Consider the following 18,626-nt stretch of genomic DNA (forward strand, 5'->3'; position numbering starts at 1 on the left):
CTCGCTGCGAGGGGCACACCGGCGGGGCCGTTACCTGTTGGAGTCGACCAACGCCAGTGGGACTCGGCTTGGTAGCGGTGGGGCTCTTTGAGCTAGTCCTGGCTCGTCGTGTCCTCTGGCTTAGCAGATTCTTTAGTCGCCTCTGGATGCGCGCCTTCGTCGACGCCCTTCTTGAACTCGGAGGTGGCTGAGCCAATCGATCGCGCCAGGCCAGGAAGGCGCTTGCCGCCAAAGATGAGGAGGAGAACGACGACGACTACGATGAGGTCGGTTGGGCTGAAGATGTCTGCTAGTAACATGGTACTCCTTCGGTAACTATCCATTAACTTAGCACGAGAGGGGCAAGAAAGTGAACTTTCTCGTCTCCCGACTATTATCTGTTCCTTCGTTGCTGGCGTTGGTCTTGGTTTTTGCGTTTCCCGCCTTGGAGGCGTCGATTTTCCTTGGGTTTGTTTTTCCCGGTGAGACGGCGGTGGTGTTGGGGGGAGTTTTGGCGGCACAGGGACGGTTCCCTGTGTGGCTTGTTGGGGGAGCAGCGGCCGCGGGTGCCGTTATCGGAGATTCGGTTGGTTATTGGGTTGGAGCGCGGTACGGGCCTTGGTTGATCCAGAAGATCCCGAGACGCCTCATAAAGCCGGAGTCCCTTGACAAGGCCATCGATCTCTTGCGCAGACGTGGTGGCCTTGGTGTATTCGTGGGACGCTTCACCACGGTACTGCGGGTTCTGATCCCGGGTGCAGCAGGTATTGCCAAGATGCGTTATCGGCGCTTCCTTTTCTTCAACGCTTTGGGCGGAATCTGCTGGGCTGGGTTCTACACGGCGCTTGGCTACATCGCAGGGGCCAATTATGCCTCGGTCTTAAAGGATGCGAGCACCACGAGCGAGATCGTCCTCGCGGTGATCGTGGTCCTGTTCTTTGGCATTGGGCTCTATCGCCACTTTGGTCCGCCGCTGCATCGATCAAAGCCGGTCGCTGGGGACTAACGTTGGTGAAGTCGGGAGTTAGGGTGGCTTGCCGGCTTGGCTCTTGAAGCTCTGCGATTGAGACGTTGACGCAGGAACGGTATGGTGAGCGCTGACAAGGCTTTGACGTGTGCCTTTGGTGCGATATGCGTCGTGTGCCACAGGATAGGTGCGAGCAAGGTGATGTCTTTGTCTAGCACTGAAGCGACTAGCATCCGTTGCGTGTGCCAGGCGGTGACTACGCTCCGATCCGAGCGCTCAAGCTGGTCACAGGCGTCTGTGCGCTCAAGCATTATTTGCATTCTTTGCCAAAAGCGATGCAGATTCTTTGATACTCCCTCGGTTGAGTCGCGATAAAGTACGAGTGCATCTTCCAGTACGGCTACCGTGCCGAGTTTTGCGCAACTGATCCAATAGGCCCAGTCTTCGACGGCATCGAGTCGAGGATCGAAACCGGCGGTTTTGGTGACGAGTTCGCGTCTCATGAGGACCGTCGAGGTCTGGAATTGATTCATCAGTGTCAGATCTCGGTAACTCACCCAACGCAATGTCTCGTTGCCGGTCGGTAGCGGGTCAGTCCGCGACCAGGTAGTGGCGAGTAGATCGATGTGGGGATAGCGATCTAGTACCGCGAGTTGACGTTCCAACTTGGTGGGATGCCAGCAGTCATCGTCATCGAGAAGGGCGATCAGATCGCCGGTCGCAGCTCGGAGGCCAGCATTGCGTGCAGCCGATACCCCCTGATTAGCCTGGCTGATCAAGATGGCCTGTGGAGCGACTTGGTTGACGATGGTCGCGGAGTCGTCCGTTGACCCATCGTCGACCACAATTATCTCGTCGGGTGGGCACGTCTGCGCCAAGACGCTGTTGAGTGCCTCCCCAAGTGTGGCACGAGCGTTGTAGCAGGTGATGACGACAGAGATTTGCATAGATGTCCGCGATTCCATTGACCGTTGTGGCTGCTAGCCTAGCATCTCATGAGTCATGGCATTTCGGCGGGACGATATCGTTGCCTCGATTAGGTGAGCTGGCACAGCTGCTGCCTTCGGCCGAGCTGATCGGGGATTCAGTTGCGCTTGAGGATCTGACGCTTGACTCTCGGGATGTGCGACCGGGTTCACTGTTTTGCGCTACCAGGGGGACGCGATTCGATGGCCATACCTTTATCGACGATGCCGTGTCAGCGGGCGCGGCGGCTGTCATGGTGGCTCATCCTGTCGGTGTTGACGTGCCCCAGTTGGTCGTGCCCTCGGTCCGTCATGCCATCGGGCGAGTGGCAAGCTACTTCTTCGGGGACCCATCGAAGCAACTTGAAGTCGTAGGTATCACCGGTACGAATGGTAAGACAACAACCTCGTACCTCGTCGAATCGGTCCTGAACCGGTCCGAGCGTAACGTTGGGCTGATCGGCACGATCGAGTCGAGGTTTGCCGGACTTAATCGACCGAGCATCTATACGACACCTGAGGCCCCTGATTTACATCGTCTCCTTGCTGACATGCTCCGTGACGGCACCCAGTCGGTCGTGATGGAGGTCTCGTCACATGGCATCGATCAACACCGGATCGATTCCATGCACTTTGAGGTGGCGGTATTTACCAATCTTTCGCCGGAGCATCTCGACTATCACGGCACCATGGAACAATACTTCTACACGAAGGCGCGACTCTTCGTGCCAACACTGACCAACACCGCCGTCATCGGTACCGACACTGAGTGGGGTCGACGCCTGGCGAGTCAGGTCTCTGTTGATCACGTGACTTACGGGCCTGGCCCTGAGAACGATTTTGTTGTGAGTCATATCGAGTTGGTCGAGGCGGGGACTCGGTTTCGACTGGCGCACGCGGGCCACACTGCTGAGCTGACGGTTCCTATCTTGGGCGCCCACAACGCCTACAATGGCGCTGCTGCTGCTGCTGTTGGCTTCGTGCTCGGAATCGATCGTGATGAAGTCTTTGCTGGTATCGAACATTGTCACTCGGTTGCAGGGCGGTTTGAGTCCATCATGCTTGGCCAGGATTTTCGGGTCGTCGTTGATTATGCCCATACCCCTGATGCCATCCGGTCGCTGATCGAGACGGTGCGTTTGCAATCACCGAGCGGTAGAGTCATTCTCGTGGCGGGAGCTCGTGGTCGCCGCGATCGGTTGAAGCGCCCGGAGTTGGGGCGAGCGGCCGCGATGAGCGATCTCGCGATCTTGACCGCCGATAATCCTGGAGATGAGGAGCCGGCAGAGATCGTCGCTCAGCTCCTCGCTGGTACGTTGGACGTTGCCACCCCGCGAATGGTGGTTGAACTAGACCGACGTCGAGCCATTACGCTCGCCATCGATGAAGCTGGTGTGGGCGATACGGTTCTGATCGTCGGCCGGGGTCATGAGCAGAGCCTCCGTGTGGGGTCAGCGGTCGTGTATCTCGACGATCGGGAGGTGGCACGGTCTGCTGTGGTCACTCGGCTTGGCACTCAGACGCGTTTGCGGTAGATATTCACCGACAACGGGATCATGATGATCAACAAGCCGATGCACCAGATGATGGCCGTCACAGCGAGGCTCTCGGTAGTAGAGTTGGCTGCGTGAGCCGCAATCGGGCCGTCCATAAGGCTTCTGGCGGCATTGACGGCGACACTGAGTGGCTGATGATTTGCGAACCCTCGCAGCCATGATGGCATGGTCTGAACTGGCACGAAGGCGGATGAGGCAAAGGTCAAGGGGAAGAGCAGAGGGAACGCCATGACCTGAGCTGTCTCGCTGTTGGGCGCTGCTAGCCCGATCAGGGCGAAGAACCATGACAGTGCGTAGGCGAACAAGAGAGCGATGCCAATTCCAGCGAGGAACTCTCCGACGTTGGTGCCGATGCGAAAGCCGACCAAGAAGCCGACCACGATCATAATAACGATCACCACCAGGTTGCGGATGAGGTCTGCGAGCGTTCTACCTGCGAGTACCGCCGAACGGGACATCGGTAGGGCATGAAAGCGCTCGATAAGCCCCTTTTGGAGGTCTTCCGCGAGGCCAACCCCGGTCTGCACAGAGCCGAAGGCGATGGTTTGAATAAAGATCCCTGGCATCAAGTAGTTGACATAGCTCAGCCCGAGTCTTGATGTCTCCGAACCGATCGCTCCGCCGAAGACGTAGCGAAATAGGAGTACGAACATGACCGGTTGAATCGTGGAAAACACCAGCGACTGAGGGATGCGAACGTAGTTGAGTAGGTTGCGTTTCGTGATCGTCAGCGCGTCCGCGATCATCCAGTAGAACTTGGAGTGTTGCTCGGTTGCGATTTGGATGGTTGCCATAGTTCTAGCCCTCCTCTAGGTCCGTCGTAGTGGGTTGATCGGTCAGCGCCAAGAAAACGTCATCGAGACTTGGTTCGCGGAGGTTAATCTTCGTCGGATTGATCTTCTCACTCAAAAGTCGTTCGAGCACGAGGGCAGTCGAGGCCGCACCGTCGGAAACTGGTAGCTCAAGGCGGTTTTCCATCTGTTGGATCGGCGCTGATGCCAAAGTTGTAACCACTGCTTGCGCTCGAATCGCGAGCTCCTCATCGTCGAACGAGAGTTCCAAAACCGTGGCACCAAAACTGGCTTTGAGCTCGTCTGGCGTGCCTTTGGCGATAACCCGGCCATGGTCGACGACGGCTATTCGTGAGGCAAGCCGATCTGCTTCCTCCAGATACTGAGTCGTTAAAAGTACCGTCGTTCCGTCCGCCAAGAGTTTTTCAATGATCTCCCACAGATCGTTGCGGCTTTTGGGATCGAGCCCAGTCGTTGGTTCGTCGAGGAACAGTACCGGTGGCTGGGCTACGAGTGCGGCGGCGAGGTCCAGCCGTCTTCGCATGCCCCCGGAGTAGGTGCTCAACACCCGTTTGGCAGCATATTCAAGGCCAAAGTCATGGAGGAGCTCATCACTGCGCTCGCGAGCAGCTCGCTTGGCCAGATGGTTGAGTCTCCCGATCATGAAGAGGTTCTCTTCACCGGTGAGGCGCTCGTCCACGGCCGCAGCCTGTCCCGCGAGACCTAGAAGCTCACGTGCGCGTTGCGGGGACTTTGTGACGTCAATGCCCATGATGGTTGCCAGTCCCGAGTCGGGCGGGAGGATTGTCGTCAGTATCCTCACGATCGTGGTCTTCCCGGCTCCGTTCGGTCCTAGCAGACCAAACACCGTACCCGTCTCGACCGAGAAACTTACATCGTCAAGCGCCGTCACCCCCCCCTTGAAGGTTTTGCGCAGGTTCTGTACCTCGATGGCTGATGGCATCTCACCTCCAATGAGAAAATATCGCGGCCTTACCTTCTGGCTTCGGCACAAGGTCGTGCCAAAACCGCGCCAGCGTTCACCTAGCTCACGCTAGCTTGTCCGAGCAGACGATTATTCCTATAACGTTCTGGTTTGACCAAATTAATCCCTTGGTCGGTCTTGTGGAGACTCGAAATCCATTAGTGGTGCGTCAGAGCACTTGATTGTTGACGGTGCACCACCGTTGGGTAAGAGTGGCGTCACGGAAGAAGTGGTCGGCATGAGCGATAGCTTGCTTGTTGCAGGAAGCGCCCCCGGTAGGATTCGAACCTACGCACCCGGCTCCGGAGGCCGGTGCTCTATCCCCTGAGCTACGGGGGCTCACGGGAGTGAAAGGGAGTCTAGTGCTCCTGACGAGAAGAAGGTGCCCAGTGCGGGGCGGGTGCCGATGGCGCTGATATGCTTTCTGGCAAGCTCTTCGTCCTTCGGGATCCCTATTCTGATAATTGGACAACAACTGAACCAAAGGAGTGTGCAGTGGCGATCGCAGACCGGCTTTTAGCGTTGGTGACCTCCACTGCAACAGAACTGTTCGAGGAGTTGCGCCTCGACCCATCCTTGGCGGAGGCCGTAGGCGTCGATGAGCCCTCGGTGGCCGAGCATGGCGATTATGCCTCAAATGCGGCGTTGGTTTTGGCCAAGGCGCTGAGTCAACGCCCGCGTGACGTGGCAGAGCAGCTCTCTTTGCATTTGCACAAGCATGTGATGATCGACCGCGTCGAGGTTGCCGGTCCGGGTTTCTTGAACATCTGGATCGCACCTGGTGCCTTGGCTGGTGAAGTCCTTGCGCTGCTCGATGACCCAGACCAATACTTGCGATCAGACCTTGGCCATGGATCGACGCTGCAGGTCGAGTTTGTCTCGGCCAACCCGACTGGACCACTTCATGTCGGCAATGGCTGGTTGGCAACGTACGGGGACGCCTTGAGTCGGATTTTAGCGTTCGTGAACTATCGCGTCACGAGGGAGTACTACGTCAACGACACGGGTGGCCAAATACGCCAGCTCGGTGCTTCGATACTTGCCGTGCGAGCGGGTACCGAGGTGCCCGAAGGTGGTTATCAGGGAGCCTACATATCGGAGCTTGCGGCGCAATACCAAGGTGCAGATGATGTTGTCGAGGCCGGCAACTGGGCGGTGCCTATCATTTTGGAGTTGATTCGCACCACCCTTGCCGAGCTCGGGATTGAGATGGATAGCTGGTTCTCGCAGGCCTCCATCGAGGAGTCTGGCGCCGTCGCCGAAGTGGTTGAGCGGCTCCAGTCGAACGGTGCCATCTACGAAAGTGACGGTGCGCTTTGGTTTGCGTCTGAGCGTTATGGTGATAACCGCGACCGGGTCATGCGCAAATCGAATGGCGACTTCACCTACTTGGCTGGCGATATTGCCTATCACTACAACAAGCTTGTGGTTCGGGGGTTTTCCCAGGTTATTGACGTCCTCGGTGCTGATCATCACGGTCAGGTGGCGTCGATGATGGCGGCTATTCGTGCATTGGGGATCGATGAGGGACGCCTTGAGATCAAGCTTGGACAGATGGTATCCCTCCTTGAGCAAGGCCAGGCGGTCAAGTTCTCAAAGAGGGCTGGAACGGCCATTCCACTCGACTGGCTCATTGGCGAACTGGGGCGAGACGCCACGCGCCTTTTGATCCTCTCGAGTTCCATCGATCGTGCGTCCCAGATCGATCTCGCGCAGGCAAAGGCGCAATCAATGGAAAATCCGGTGTTTTATATCCAGTATGCGCACGCGCGAATCTCTGCATTGCTGCGCAACGCTGTTCAGCAGGGCGTTCCTCTGGAATCAGCACCCGTTGAGTCGCTTGCGACGTGCATACACCCGCGAGAGATCGCGCTGATGAAGAATCTTCTACGGCTGGGTCCCGTGATTGCGCGCGCCGCTTCCGAGCGTGCACCACACAAGGTGGTCGGTTGGCTAATGAGCGCGGCATCTGACTTTCATGGTTTCTATCACGATTGCCCTGTATTGAACGCTCCGGCGGTCGAACGGACGGCCAGGCTGACGCTGGCACGTGCAACTCAGGTGGCGCTCGCTACAGCGTTGCACCTCGTTGGAGTCACGCCTCTTGAGGAGATGTGAGTGGCCGACTTAGGGGTGTTGCCGTTGCATCTGGCGCCGTGTACGTCCAGAGTCGATCCAGCGGGTGAGCTCATCATCGGTGGTGTCAAGATCTCGGAGATCGTTGGGCGCTTTGGTAGTCCAGTTTTCGTCTACGACGAAGTCCATCTTCGGGCTCGAATGCAAGAGGCGGTGCAGGGTTTTGGACGAGGACAGGTGATCTATGCATCCAAAGCTTTCCCTGCGGTCGCGATGGCGAGGCTCGTCGCGGAAGAAGGTTTGCTCTGGGACGCCGCATCCCTTGGCGAACTGCAGGCGGGTTTACGCGGGGGAGTCACGCCGGCGAAGATCGTTTTGCATGGCAACAATAAATCAATCGAAGAGTTGCGCGTTGCACTTGAGGTGCGGGTGGGGAGGATTGTTGTCGACTCATTTGACGAGATCGACCGACTCGACCGCCTCGGCGGCGGGGAAGATACTCGGATCTGGCTCCGAGTGACGCCTGGTGTCGAGGCTCACACCCATGCTTACGTCCGTACCGGGCAACAGGATTCAAAGTTCGGCTTCAACCTTGCCAACGGTGATGCCAATCGGGCGATTGCCAGGATCGCCGCCAGCTCGCACCTCTCGCTTGTTGGGCTTCACTGTCACATTGGCTCACAAGTTTTCGCCCTCGAATCGTTTCGTGAAGCAGTAGCCATCATGGCTAAGCTGACCCGTGAGGCCGGCCTTGATGAGCTTTGTGTCGGTGGAGGCTTCGGGGTTGGATATCTGCGTGACGAACATGTCCCGTCCATCGGGACATGGACAGCATGGCTGCGCGAGGCCCTCAGTGCGCATGGAATGCGTGAAGACCATATCTTCGTCGAGCCGGGTCGTGCCATCGTTGCTACCGGTGCAGTGACCGTCTACACCGTTGGCGTCATCAAGGAGATCCCTGGGGTTCGGACCTATGTTGCCGTAGATGGTGGGATGAGCGATAACCCGAGACCGGTCCTCTATGGCAGTGGGTATGAGGCGTTTGCTCCGACGCGCCTCTTTGCGCCCCATGAGACCACCGTCGCCCTCGTTGGCAAGCATTGTGAATCCGGCGATGTCCTTGTGCGGGAGGCACGGTTGCCGGCAGATCTGCAGGTGGGTGAGTTGGTGATGACACCGGTCACCGGTGCCTACGGTTATGCCATGGGATCGAACTACAATCGGCTGCTGCGCCCAGCTGTGGTTCTCGTCCGTGATGGCAATGCCCACGTTATCGTACGTCGTGAGACGCTTGATGACCTCTTCCGTCTCGAGGAGGGCGCATGAAGATCGGCCTCTTGGGATGTGGAACGGTGGGGAGTGCGCTTGTCCAGCTGCTTGACGATGATGGTGAGCGTCTCGCCCAGCTGCTAGGAGAACCACTCGAGATCGGTCACATTCTGATTCGCGATCCCGATAAGCCACGATCAGTTGACGTTCCAAGTCATCTGTTCACGACGCAGCTCGCTGAAGTGATCGACGACCCGGAGATCGAACTGGTTGTAGAGCTCCTTGGGCCGGGGGAGTTTGCCCTCGGAGCTATTAAGGCGACGCTGGCTGGTCGTAAGTCAGTGGTGACCGCAAACAAAGAGATTCTCAGCATGCACTTTCCCGAGCTCGAGTTGGCGGCTGCTGCCGTGAATCGGGATATTTTCTTCGAGGCAGCGGTGGCTGGGGGCATTCCGCTCATTCGCGCGTTGCGGGTTTCGCTCTTTGGTGAACGCCTCTCGCGCATCGTGGGCATCGTCAATGGCACGACGAACTACATCCTTACACAGATGCAGGAGGAGCATATCTCGCTCGAGACAGCCCTCGCGGATGCGCAACGATTGGGGTATGCAGAGGCTGACCCGAACGGCGATCTCTCGGGTCGTGATGCCGCCTCAAAACTTGCAATCATTGCAAGTATCGCCTTTGGCAGCTACGTCAGCGCGGCAGATGTTCGGGTTGATGGCATCTGGGGGGTGACGCCGGCGGATTTTGACTTTGCACGACGGAGCGGAGGCGTGATAAAGCTCCTGGCCCAGGCGGAGCGGAGCCTTGATCGCCCGGACGCTCCGGTGCAGGTCGAGGTGTTCCCGGCCATTGTGATGTCCACCCATCCGCTCGCAAGTGTGCGCGGCTCCTTCAATGCGGTTTTCGTGGAGGGTTCAGCCGTTGGCCAGTTGATGTTTTCTGGCCCAGGTGCTGGTGGGCGGCCGACCGCCTCGGCGGTGCTGGCAGATGTGATCGACGCTGTCAAAAATCTGCGGAATGCGACCCGTGCTCCGATGCGAATCGTAGAAGGCACGCGCTTCGTCGAGGACGTCGCCATCGACGGGGTGTTTGTGCTCTCGGTCGATGTGATCGATGCGCCTGGAGTGTTATCGCAGGTGAGCGAGGTTTTTGGGCACAATGATGTCTCGATAGCCCGCATGGAGCAAGACGAACTCGACGGCGAGCTCGCTCATTTGGTTTTCCTAACGCATCGGACCCGTCTTTCGTCGATTCGTGCAACCATGGCCCAACTCACCGACCTTTCAGTCATCAAGCGATTGCACAGCGTCTTGCGAGTCTTAGAGTAACGAGGAGACAATTGATGAAGAAGGATCCATGGCCAGGGGTGATTGATCGCTATCGATCATGGCTTGAGATTGACGAGTCGGTTCACGTTGTAAGCCTCGGTGAAGGGGGTACGCCGCTTAGATTTGCCCCCAGGCTGTCAGAGCGAGTAGGAGCCAACGTCTATCTCAAACTTGAGGGCTTCAACCCCACGGGATCGTTCAAGGATCGTGGCATGACGATGGCGGTCTCCAAAGCCCTCGACGAGGGGAGCACGACCATCATCTGTGCATCGACGGGGAATACTTCGGCAAGTGCGGCAGCGTATGCGGCGGCGGCTGGGATCAAGGCAGTTGTGCTGATTCCTTCGGGCCACATCGCGCTCGGAAAACTTGCGCAGGCGCTGGTGTATGGGGCGCAGGTGATTCAGATCAACGGCAACTTTGATGAAGGACTTCGTCTGGTTCGCGAGTTGGCCCAGTCTCATCCATTGACGGTCGTGAACTCGATCAACCCCTATCGACTGCAAGGGCAAAAAACCGGCGCCTTTGAGATTGTTGATGAGCTCGGATATGCGCCGGATGCCCAATTCATCCCCGTTGGTAATGCTGGAAATATCAGCGCGTACTGGATGGGCTATCAGCAATATCACGAGGCTCAGGTGATCGAGCGATTGCCTAGGATGTTCGGCGTTCAAGCCGCGGGAGCGGCTCCGATTGTCAACGATGCGATCGTTGCTGAGCCGGAGACGATAGCGACGGCAATCCGGATTGGTAACCCAGCCAGCTGGAAACTCGCGTTGCGCGCGCGCGATGAGTCAGGTGGGGCAATTATGGCGGTAACCGACGAAGAGATCTTGCGGGCCTATATACTTTTAGCCAGAGACGAGGCAGTATTCTGTGAACCAGCCTCAGCAGCCTCGGTGGCTGGACTTCTCAAAACCCCGGTTGTTCCTGGATCATCGGTCGTGTGTGTGTTGACTGGGAACGGTCTGAAGGATCCAGATACTGCGGTGTCCCAGGTGCAGGTTCCTAAGGTAGTGGACACGTCAATGAAAGAAGTGGCAGAGGCTATTGGTCTGTAACGATCGAGATCAACCCCCAACGAATCTCTGTTGCTGAATCCGCCAAGGTTCTTGGCAAAGAAGGGAAAAACTTATGGATGCATCGTCTGGTACGCTCGAAGCGCTGGATAAAGAGACACTGATGGGACTGGCGCGTCAGCTCGATCTCAAGGTGTCGGCCCGGTTGCGTAAGGCCGACTTGGTGGCGATGATCGAGGCCAAGGGTGCGGTGCCCCACGGTGATCACACACCGGATAGTGGCCCACAAAGCAACAGCCCACGCACGAGTGGCGAGCCGAGCAATGACACACCGAGTAACAACACAGGGGGCGTGGGCTCTGCTGAACAGACTTCCCTGCGACGAGGGGAGGAGCGCTCAGCGACAGCCCAACTATCATTCGCGCGATCGAATGGGACCTTGGTTGATGACCATCAGCGCTTAAGTGGAAGTTCGTCTGAGGCAGGCGTTGGAGAGCGTTCGATGAACGAGAATGGCGCCCAGACGCATTCGCGTCGCTCCACAGGTTCATCGGATCCCACGACTGGACCCGAGTCCAGCGAGGGTCATGCAAAGGCGGGGTCGTCGGACACGCGCCGAAATGATGGTCGTGGCGGTCTCGCGACGTTGATTCCGCCGATTACGGTCAACCCGGGGGAACGTTCCAATGGATCCCAAGCTGAAGAATCGCAGTCCGCGGTGCTTGCCAGGGGTGAAGATAATGGGTCTCGGCGATCCAGACGGAATCGACGAGGTAAAGACAGGGTTGATCGACCAGAAGGATCTGATAATCAGCCATCGGTCGAACTCACGACCGTCGAGGGTGTTCTCGATCTGCGTGACGACGGATATGGTTTTCTTCGCACGAAGGGATATCTTTCTTCGAAGGAAGATGTCTATGTTCCGGCGGCGATTGCCAGACGGATGAGTCTGCGACGCGGCGATATCGTGGTCGGTGCCGCCCGGCCAGCCAGCTCGACCGAGAAGTATCCAGCGCTTGCCCGCGTCGATACCGTGTCCGGGCTTGATCCAGAGGCGGCCAAGGGGCGACGGAGGTTCGAAGATCTGACCCCGCTTTTCCCGAATGAACGTCTCACCCTAGAAACCAGTGCTGATCCGACCAACATTACGCCACGTATTATCGATTTGATCGCTCCCATTGGGAAGGGACAACGCGGACTCATCGTCTCCCCGCCGAAGGCTGGAAAGACGACGATCATGAAAGAGATTGCCAATGCCATTGAGCGTAATAATCCAGACGTCGCGCTGATCGTGCTCTTAGTGGATGAGCGACCTGAAGAGGTGACGGATTTTCGCCGATCGGTCAAAGGGGAGGTCATCGCATCGACGTTTGATCGGCCGGCTGAGGAGCATACGCAGGTGGCGGAGCTGACCATCGAGCGCGCAAAGAGGATGGTTGAACTCGGCCTTGATGTCGTCGTCATCCTTGATGGCATCACGCGTCTTGCGCGAGCCTATAACCTTGCGCAACCAGCGAGCGGAAGGATCATGTCCGGCGGTATCGACTCCGGGGCACTCTACCCTCCCAAGAAGTTCTTCGGGGCCGCTCGCAACATCGAAGAGGGGGGATCCCTTACGATCTTGGCGACCGCCTTGGTTGAGAATGGATCCAAGATGGACGAGGTGATCTTTGAAGAGGTCAAGGGCACCGGTAATATGGAGCTCAAGCTCGATCGTCGCTTGTCGGAGCGTCGCCTCTACCCGGCCGTCGATGTGAATGGCTCCTCGACACGCCATGAAGAGTTGCTCTTCTCCCGAGACCATCTCAATCAGATTTGGAAGCTTCGAAGGGTGCTTAACGCTATTACGCAAGACGGTACCGCTGCTGCTGGGCTTGAACTACTGCTCGACAAAGTGCGCTCCACTCGCTCAAACGGAGAGTTTCTGGCAGAAATCGCGCGAAGTTCTGGGATGTAGGTCGCCTCGCCTCGACCCGATTCGTCGCAGCGCCGAGACGGCTACGCCTGGGTCGGCCTACAAGAGATTGACCCCGTCCGCCAGACAGTGGCTTATATCATGCGTGCGGTGGTCGCGCCACTTGAAGATGCGCGGCCGTAGGCTAGAGACATTGAGTCATCGATGTGCTGTGCATGCAGCTATACTTGATGCACGTGGGTTGAGCCGTGGGTGCTGTCCCTTTGGTGTCGGCGCGGATTGTGGTGCAGGCCCTTGGTGAAGATCTTGCGTCAACCGATTCCTTGGTGGCCGTCAGTTGGCTTTCGGAGACCGGTTCGTGGCACAACGCAGCGGGTCGTTAGAGGGTGTCGTGGCGGATTCGCCCTTCGATGAGGTATGGGTCACGGCCCTTGATGGCAGCCAACCGGGCTGTTGTGGGCAGTTGAGCTGAGTCGTCAGGTTCAGTGTGTTGTAGGAGAAGGAAGAAGGACAAGATACAGTATGAAGAGCGACATCCATCCAGATTACGTAATGGCTACCGTGCACTGCTCGTGCGGGAACACCTTTGTGACCCGTTCTACGAAATCGGATCTCCACATCGAGTTGTGTAACGAGTGCCATCCGTTTTACACCGGTCGACAGAAGCTTGTCGATACTGGTGGCCGTGTTGAGCGCTTCCAGCGTCGGTACGGCGATCGTTCGAAGAGCCGAGCACAGGAACAATAGCAGGTCCTGCTGAGTTCGCACTCACGATCCCTCTGGGCATTGTCGGTGGATGATTCATCGATAGCAGGTGTTCTCGAACGCGAGGTTGGCCCACTTGAGATCCTGGCCTCCCCTCGTGATACCTGGAGGGTTGCTCGTGGGGCTCGCGGGTTGTTCACCTGGCCGAACCCGGTCATCGGGGACCAACACGGCCCCATGACCGAGATCCTCGGCCAGGTTATCGCGCTGCGTAGAATCGATCACGCCAATCCGTTGACGGTTGTTTGGCCGATGCGTTTAGGCCTGGGGCAGGCGAACGTTCTCATCCAAGTCCCCGAGCTCAACGTGGTCTTTGCCCACGCAAGCCCAACAATCGAGATCTGGCAGCTTCAGCCTCAGGGGCTACGCCTATTCGCCGCATCGAGCCGGAGTGAGGCTTTGACTCCTGGGCCGGTTCCATCCGAGCTCCAAGCGGTGGTGGCTGAGGTCTATGACGGGATCTGTGTGCCTGACTATGCGTTCTATCGAGGTTCGGTCTTTAGCGAATATCTCGGCATTCCGGTGGTGGGTATGGTCGGCGATACGCTGACGGTAGGGATCGACCGTCGTGATCAGGCGATGGCCCGTGAGTCGGCGATGACGCGACGCGAGCTCCACCTATTCGCACGCCAAGTTCTCCAAACACTCGTTGCTTCGCGTACAAGCCGCAGTGGCCGGTATGATTTTTCAAGGGTCGCGGTAGGTAGGCTTTTGCGGTCGCTGCTTCAAGGTGAAGGACGAGCGTTGGGGTCGCTGGAGTTTGGCGAGGTTGGCGAGGGTCGTGCTCGAGCCTACGCATCTGAACAGGATCGCTTGATCGGCTTTGGTAGCGCTCTTGATCTTTGGTTGATTGTCGAGATGGCGGCCTTCGCCCCACTCGTTGGGGAGTCGAATGGTGTTGTCTACCTGCTGGACCAGGAGCCAATGACGGTCTTTCATGAGCTGGCTAGGCTGGTTGGTATGCCGTATTCGATCGAGGTCAAGGAGCTAACCGGTGGCTGATGAGCGTCTGGCAAAATTTGAACTAGAGTACCAGCGAAGTGTTGAGGAGATGTCGGATCCGAAGTTGTTCCAGGATCAACATCGCGCTCGTGAGGTGGCTCGCCGACACAAGGTGTTGGAGGAGATTGTCGCGACGTTACGCGAGATTGAGGAGCTGCGCGGAGACCTTGCGGTAGCGACGGAACTCTTCCAGGCTTCGTCGCCTGAGGAACGAACCGCATGGGCGAATGAGATTGCCGGCTTCGAAGCGTCGTTGGCCACAAAATCTGAGGAGCTAGAGGTGCTCCTCCTGCCTCAGGATCCCAATGACGGTCGTAACGTCATCCTCGAGATTCGAGGTGCAGAGGGGGGGGAAGAGGCCAATCTTTTTGCCAAGGATTTAACCGAGATGTATCAGCGTTATGGCGACCGGATGGGCTGGCGCGTCGAGATGCTGGCCGCGGATCCTTCTGATCTTGGTGGCTATAATTTCGCGTCGCTGCTCGTCAAAGGAGACGATGCCTGGCGGCGTCTCAAGCATGAGGCCGGGCCACATCGGGTCCAACGTGTCCCCGTAACCGAGACCCAGGGGCGCGTCCATACCTCGTCTGCGACCGTCACCGTCCTGCCCGAGGCTGACGAGGTTGAGGTCCAGATAGATCCCAACGATCTTCGTATCGATGTCTATCGATCGACGGGTCCTGGTGGGCAATCGGTCAATACCACCGATTCGGCGGTAAGAATTACCCACATCCCAACAGGGATCGTTGTGGCCATGCAGGATGAAAAGAGCCAGATCCAGAACCGGGCGAAGGCCCTCCAAGTGTTGCGGGCGCGCCTTTTGAAGGCTGAGCAGGACCGAGTAAATGAGGAGCTCTCGCGAACACGCAAGTCCCAAGTCGGTGGCGGTGGTCGATCCGAGAAGATTCGCACCTATAACTTCAAGGAAAATCGAGTCACCGACCACAGAATCAAGCTGACGCTCTATCGACTTGACCAGATTCTGATGGGTGATCTCGTTGAGATATCCGATGCACTGATCCAAGATGAGCGCGCCAGGCAGCTCCTCGATCAAGATGATCGCTGAGACGGGAAGACTCGCCCCAGAGGCTGGATCGGTGAATCCGAAGATCCTCGATCGATGGCTTCAACAAGCGCTCGACCAACAAGGTATCGACGACGCAGAGCGAAGGAGCGCGATGCTCGCCGACTATCGCCGGAGGCTCGCCCAGGGCGAGCCGTTGCAATACGTCCTGGGCACGTGGCAGTTTCGGTGGTTGGAGCTGCGGGTAGACCCGAGGGGGCTCATCCCGCGACCCGAGACTGAGTTGCTTGTTGACTTGATCGCGACCGAGTTAAGACATCAGCGCGAGTCGCGAGTCCTAGAGCTTGGCACCGGCACCGGTGCCATCGCCGCTGCGATCGCGACGGAGTGTGAGCCAGGTGTAGTCGTTGCGACGGATTGCTCTGAGGCTGCGCTCGAACTCGCGAGCGAGAATTTGGTAAGACTCGGTCTTGAACAGGTCGTCGAATTGCGGCGAGGCTCATGGTGGGAGGCACTCGCCGATGATGAACGCTTCGATGTCATTTGCTCAAATCCTCCCTACGTTACCGAGGCTGAGTGGGTCCACCTCCCATCGGTGGTGCGAGCATTCGAACCCTGCCAAGCCCTGGTGGCGGGTCCAACAGGTCTTGAGTGCTACGAGGCCATCTTCACCGATGTCGGTCATCATCTCTCACCCAGCGGAGGCGTTCTCGCCCTCGAGATCGGGGCCTCACAGGCGAATGATGTTTCCCGACTTGCCAGAGACGCCGGCTTCTGTGAGGTCGTTGTTCACCAGGACCTGGCGGGTCGAGATCGCTTTGTCATTGCACGTTGGCGTCACGAACGGGGGTATTCATGAGAGTTTTCGATCTGCGGACCGGTCGGAGTTGTGAGTGTGATGATGCCCAAGCGATCGAGTTGGCACGCGCCGAGCTCCAGGACGGCCATGGCGTCATCAGCCCAACGGATACCGTCTTCGGCCTGCTTGCCGATGCACGGAATCCAGCGTCAGTGGCCCAGATCGCCACGATCAAGCAGCGGGCAAGTTCGACGCCTCCGCCGGTACTGATTGACAGCGTCGAAACGGCGACTTCTTTGGTAGACGAGGATCGGCGGCCGCTATTTGCAAGGATTGCTCAGCTATGGCCAGGCCCATTGTCGGTGGTTATCGATGTCGATCGCTCCCTTGGCGAGAGCGTCAACCCTGGGATCGGTACCGTAGCCCTGCGTGTTCCAGCGCCTGCATGGCTGCGGGCCCTGTGCTTTGATCTTCCGCTCGCCGCATCCTCGGCGAATCTCCATGGACAGCCAACACCCAGCGAGGTAACCGAGGTGATTGCCGGTTTGCTTGGAGACGATAACGACCTGCATCCATGGCTGACCCTGGCTCTGGATCGTGCTGCGTCGGGGGCTGTCGCCTCCACGGTGATCGATCTGAGTGTCGACCCTCCACAGGTCCTTCGCCACGGGGCCCTACCTTGCGCCGAGGTTCGTCACTGCTTGCCCCAACTGGAGTGCACCCATGCTCAGTCATGAGGGTTGGCGACGACCGACGGCCACGACGTGTTTTGTTGGATTTGGCATGAGAGATCCTGGGTCGCGAGGCGAGCTCGCAAGCTTTCAATGAGGATGCCCCTACACTCGGTTGTATCGACCTCGCGATGGGTGGGGTTCACGGTTCGAAAGGGGGCACCCCGTTGAGTTCTTTTGAGTGGCTCGGGCACCAGGATCCTGACGTGGCACGGCTCATCAACGAGGAGGAGGAGCGTCAGCGCACCACCCTTCAGTTGATCGCGTCTGAGAACTTTACCTCCCGGGCCGTGATGGAGGCGACAGCCTCGGTGTTGACCAACAAGTATGCGGAGGGCTATCCAAGCCGGCGTTACTACGGAGGCAACCAGATCGTCGACCAGGTGGAGACCCTCGCGATTGACCGATGCAAACAGCTCTTTGGTGCCCCCTATGCCAACGTCCAGCCGCATGCGGGCGCCAATGCCAATGCGGCAGCCTATCTTGCACTCCTTGAGCCTCAAGGCCGGGTGCTTGCGATGCGATTGGACCAAGGTGGACACCTAACCCATGGGTCGCCAGTCAACTTCTCAGGACAGATCTATGATTTTGTCTCCTACGGGGTTCGGGAGTCGGACCCGAACCGAGAGTGGCTTGACCTCGACCAGATGCGCCAATTGGCCAGGGAACAGCGACCCTCCTTGATCGTCGTTGGGGCTACCGCCTACTCGAGAATCATCGAGATCGACCCCATCAGAGAGATCGCTGACGAGATCGGTGCCCTCGTCCTCTTCGATGCAGCCCATGTTGCTGGTTTGATTGCGGCCGGCGTCTACCCCAACCCGTTATTCACCGCTACTGGTGCTCGTGGTGCGGATGTGGTGACCTTTACGACGCACAAAACGCTGCGGGGCCCCCGCGGAGCTGCGATCGTCGCCCATGAGGATCTTGGGAAGCGTCTCGACAAAGCTGTCTTTCCCGGGCTTCAGGGGGGCCCACTCGAGCACGCGATCGCTGCTAAGGCGGTAGCCTTTGGCGAAGCACTCGATCCAGCCTTTGCCGACTATGGACGACGGGTGGTAGAGAATGCACGGACGCTCGCGGATGCCCTCGCTGGCGAGGGATTTCGCATCGTCTCCGGGGGCACGGATGTGCATCTTCTACTGCTTGATCTCCGCGACTTCGATCCCGAACTCGACGGCCGTGGCGCGCAAGACCGGCTCGATCGCAGCGGCATTACCTGTAATCGCAATCAGATACCGTTTGATCCCCGTTCTCCGTTTGTCACCAGTGGGCTACGCCTTGGCACCGCGGCGATGACGACGACTGGAATGACACCGGTTCAGATGAAGACGGTTGCATCGCTAATTTCAAGAGTCTTGCGCACGAAAGATGACGCCACCTGTGAGGAGGTGCGTCGCGAGGTAGCCGATCTTTGCCGATCGTTCCCTCCACCCTCAGAGCGGTAGC

Annotated in this window: 17 protein-coding genes and 1 tRNA gene; 13 read left to right on the forward strand and 5 right to left on the reverse strand. The window is 58.1% G+C overall.

Annotated features, from left to right (window positions below; all coding sequences use genetic code 11):
- Nucleotides 1-92: 92 nt before the first annotated feature.
- Nucleotides 93-299 carry a twin-arginine translocase TatA/TatE family subunit gene (gene tatA / locus MP439_03505; GenBank protein MCI2975127.1) on the reverse strand — a complete coding sequence of 69 codons (207 nt, stop codon included), beginning with the start codon at nt 297-299 and terminating at the stop codon, nt 93-95.
- Nucleotides 300-349: 50 nt separating this feature from the next.
- Here tatA and MP439_03510 point away from each other — a divergent pair, with 50 nt between their 5' ends.
- Nucleotides 350-985, forward strand: coding sequence for a DedA family protein (locus MP439_03510; GenBank protein MCI2975128.1), 636 nt, complete (start codon nt 350-352; stop codon nt 983-985).
- Here MP439_03510 and MP439_03515 read toward each other — a convergent pair.
- Nucleotides 982-1,893, reverse strand: a complete 912-nt coding sequence (locus tag MP439_03515) for a glycosyltransferase family 2 protein (GenBank protein ID MCI2975129.1) — start codon at nt 1,891-1,893, stop codon at nt 982-984. The two genes, MP439_03510 and MP439_03515, sit on opposite strands and share 4 nt — an antisense overlap.
- Before the next feature lie 2 nt (nt 1,894-1,895).
- Here MP439_03515 and MP439_03520 point away from each other — a divergent pair, with 2 nt between their 5' ends.
- Nucleotides 1,896-3,446 (forward strand): UDP-N-acetylmuramoyl-L-alanyl-D-glutamate--2,6-diaminopimelate ligase, encoded by a 1,551-nt coding sequence (locus MP439_03520; GenBank protein MCI2975130.1) that lies wholly within the window; start codon nt 1,896-1,898, stop codon nt 3,444-3,446.
- Here the strand turns inward: MP439_03520 and MP439_03525 are convergent.
- The 3 genes from MP439_03525 to MP439_03535 all read right to left on the reverse strand — a co-directional run bounded on the left by MP439_03525 (nt 3,428) and on the right by MP439_03535 (nt 5,582).
- On the reverse strand, nt 3,428-4,261 hold the full coding sequence (locus tag MP439_03525) for an ABC transporter permease (GenBank protein ID MCI2975131.1): 834 nt from the start codon (nt 4,259-4,261) through the stop codon (nt 3,428-3,430). The two genes, MP439_03520 and MP439_03525, sit on opposite strands and share 19 nt — an antisense overlap.
- Before the next feature lie 4 nt (nt 4,262-4,265).
- On the reverse strand, nt 4,266-5,222 hold the full coding sequence (locus MP439_03530; protein ID MCI2975132.1) for an ATP-binding cassette domain-containing protein: 957 nt from the start codon (nt 5,220-5,222) through the stop codon (nt 4,266-4,268).
- A gap of 288 nt (nt 5,223-5,510) precedes the next feature.
- A tRNA-Arg gene (locus tag MP439_03535) sits at nt 5,511-5,582 on the reverse strand.
- Nucleotides 5,583-5,738: 156 nt separating this feature from the next.
- Here MP439_03535 and argS point away from each other — a divergent pair.
- From argS to MP439_03590, 11 genes are all read left to right on the forward strand, one after another.
- Nucleotides 5,739-7,361 carry an arginine--tRNA ligase gene (gene argS, locus MP439_03540; GenBank protein MCI2975133.1) on the forward strand — a complete coding sequence of 541 codons (1,623 nt, stop codon included), beginning with the start codon at nt 5,739-5,741 and terminating at the stop codon, nt 7,359-7,361.
- The gene (lysA, locus tag MP439_03545) at nt 7,362-8,645 is read left to right on the forward strand and encodes a diaminopimelate decarboxylase (GenBank protein MCI2975134.1); all 1,284 of its coding nucleotides are present in this window, start codon (nt 7,362-7,364) and stop codon (nt 8,643-8,645) included.
- A complete protein-coding gene (locus MP439_03550; GenBank protein ID MCI2975135.1) occupies nt 8,642-9,922 on the forward strand; it encodes a homoserine dehydrogenase in 1,281 nt (426 codons plus the stop codon). Before lysA ends, MP439_03550 begins: the two co-directional genes overlap by 4 nt.
- Nucleotides 9,923-9,933: 11 nt before the next feature.
- The gene (gene thrC / locus MP439_03555) at nt 9,934-10,983 is read left to right on the forward strand and encodes a threonine synthase (protein ID MCI2975136.1); all 1,050 of its coding nucleotides are present in this window, start codon (nt 9,934-9,936) and stop codon (nt 10,981-10,983) included.
- A 73-nt stretch (nt 10,984-11,056) separates the two neighbouring features.
- Nucleotides 11,057-12,898 carry a transcription termination factor Rho gene (gene rho / locus MP439_03560; protein ID MCI2975137.1) on the forward strand — a complete coding sequence of 614 codons (1,842 nt, stop codon included), beginning with the start codon at nt 11,057-11,059 and terminating at the stop codon, nt 12,896-12,898.
- 480 nt (nt 12,899-13,378) lie between these two features.
- A complete protein-coding gene (gene rpmE / locus MP439_03565; protein MCI2975138.1) occupies nt 13,379-13,603 on the forward strand; it encodes a 50S ribosomal protein L31 in 225 nt (74 codons plus the stop codon).
- 45 nt (nt 13,604-13,648) lie between these two features.
- Nucleotides 13,649-14,623, forward strand: a complete 975-nt coding sequence (locus tag MP439_03570) for a hypothetical protein (protein ID MCI2975139.1) — start codon at nt 13,649-13,651, stop codon at nt 14,621-14,623.
- The gene (prfA, locus tag MP439_03575; protein MCI2975140.1) at nt 14,616-15,689 is read left to right on the forward strand and encodes a peptide chain release factor 1; all 1,074 of its coding nucleotides are present in this window, start codon (nt 14,616-14,618) and stop codon (nt 15,687-15,689) included. Before MP439_03570 ends, prfA begins: the two co-directional genes overlap by 8 nt.
- The gene (prmC, locus tag MP439_03580; GenBank protein ID MCI2975141.1) at nt 15,649-16,506 is read left to right on the forward strand and encodes a peptide chain release factor N(5)-glutamine methyltransferase; all 858 of its coding nucleotides are present in this window, start codon (nt 15,649-15,651) and stop codon (nt 16,504-16,506) included. Before prfA ends, prmC begins: the two co-directional genes overlap by 41 nt.
- Complete coding sequence (locus MP439_03585) at nt 16,503-17,183, forward strand: L-threonylcarbamoyladenylate synthase (protein MCI2975142.1); 681 nt, start codon at nt 16,503-16,505, stop codon at nt 17,181-17,183. The genes prmC and MP439_03585 overlap by 4 nt, the downstream gene beginning before the upstream one ends.
- 200 nt (nt 17,184-17,383) lie before the next feature.
- Nucleotides 17,384-18,625, forward strand: a complete 1,242-nt coding sequence (locus MP439_03590; protein ID MCI2975143.1) for a serine hydroxymethyltransferase — start codon at nt 17,384-17,386, stop codon at nt 18,623-18,625.
- Nucleotide 18,626 lies beyond the last annotated feature (1 nt).

This window comes from Ferrimicrobium sp., from assembly GCA_022690815.1.
GTDB lineage: Bacteria > Actinomycetota > Acidimicrobiia > Acidimicrobiales > Acidimicrobiaceae > Ferrimicrobium.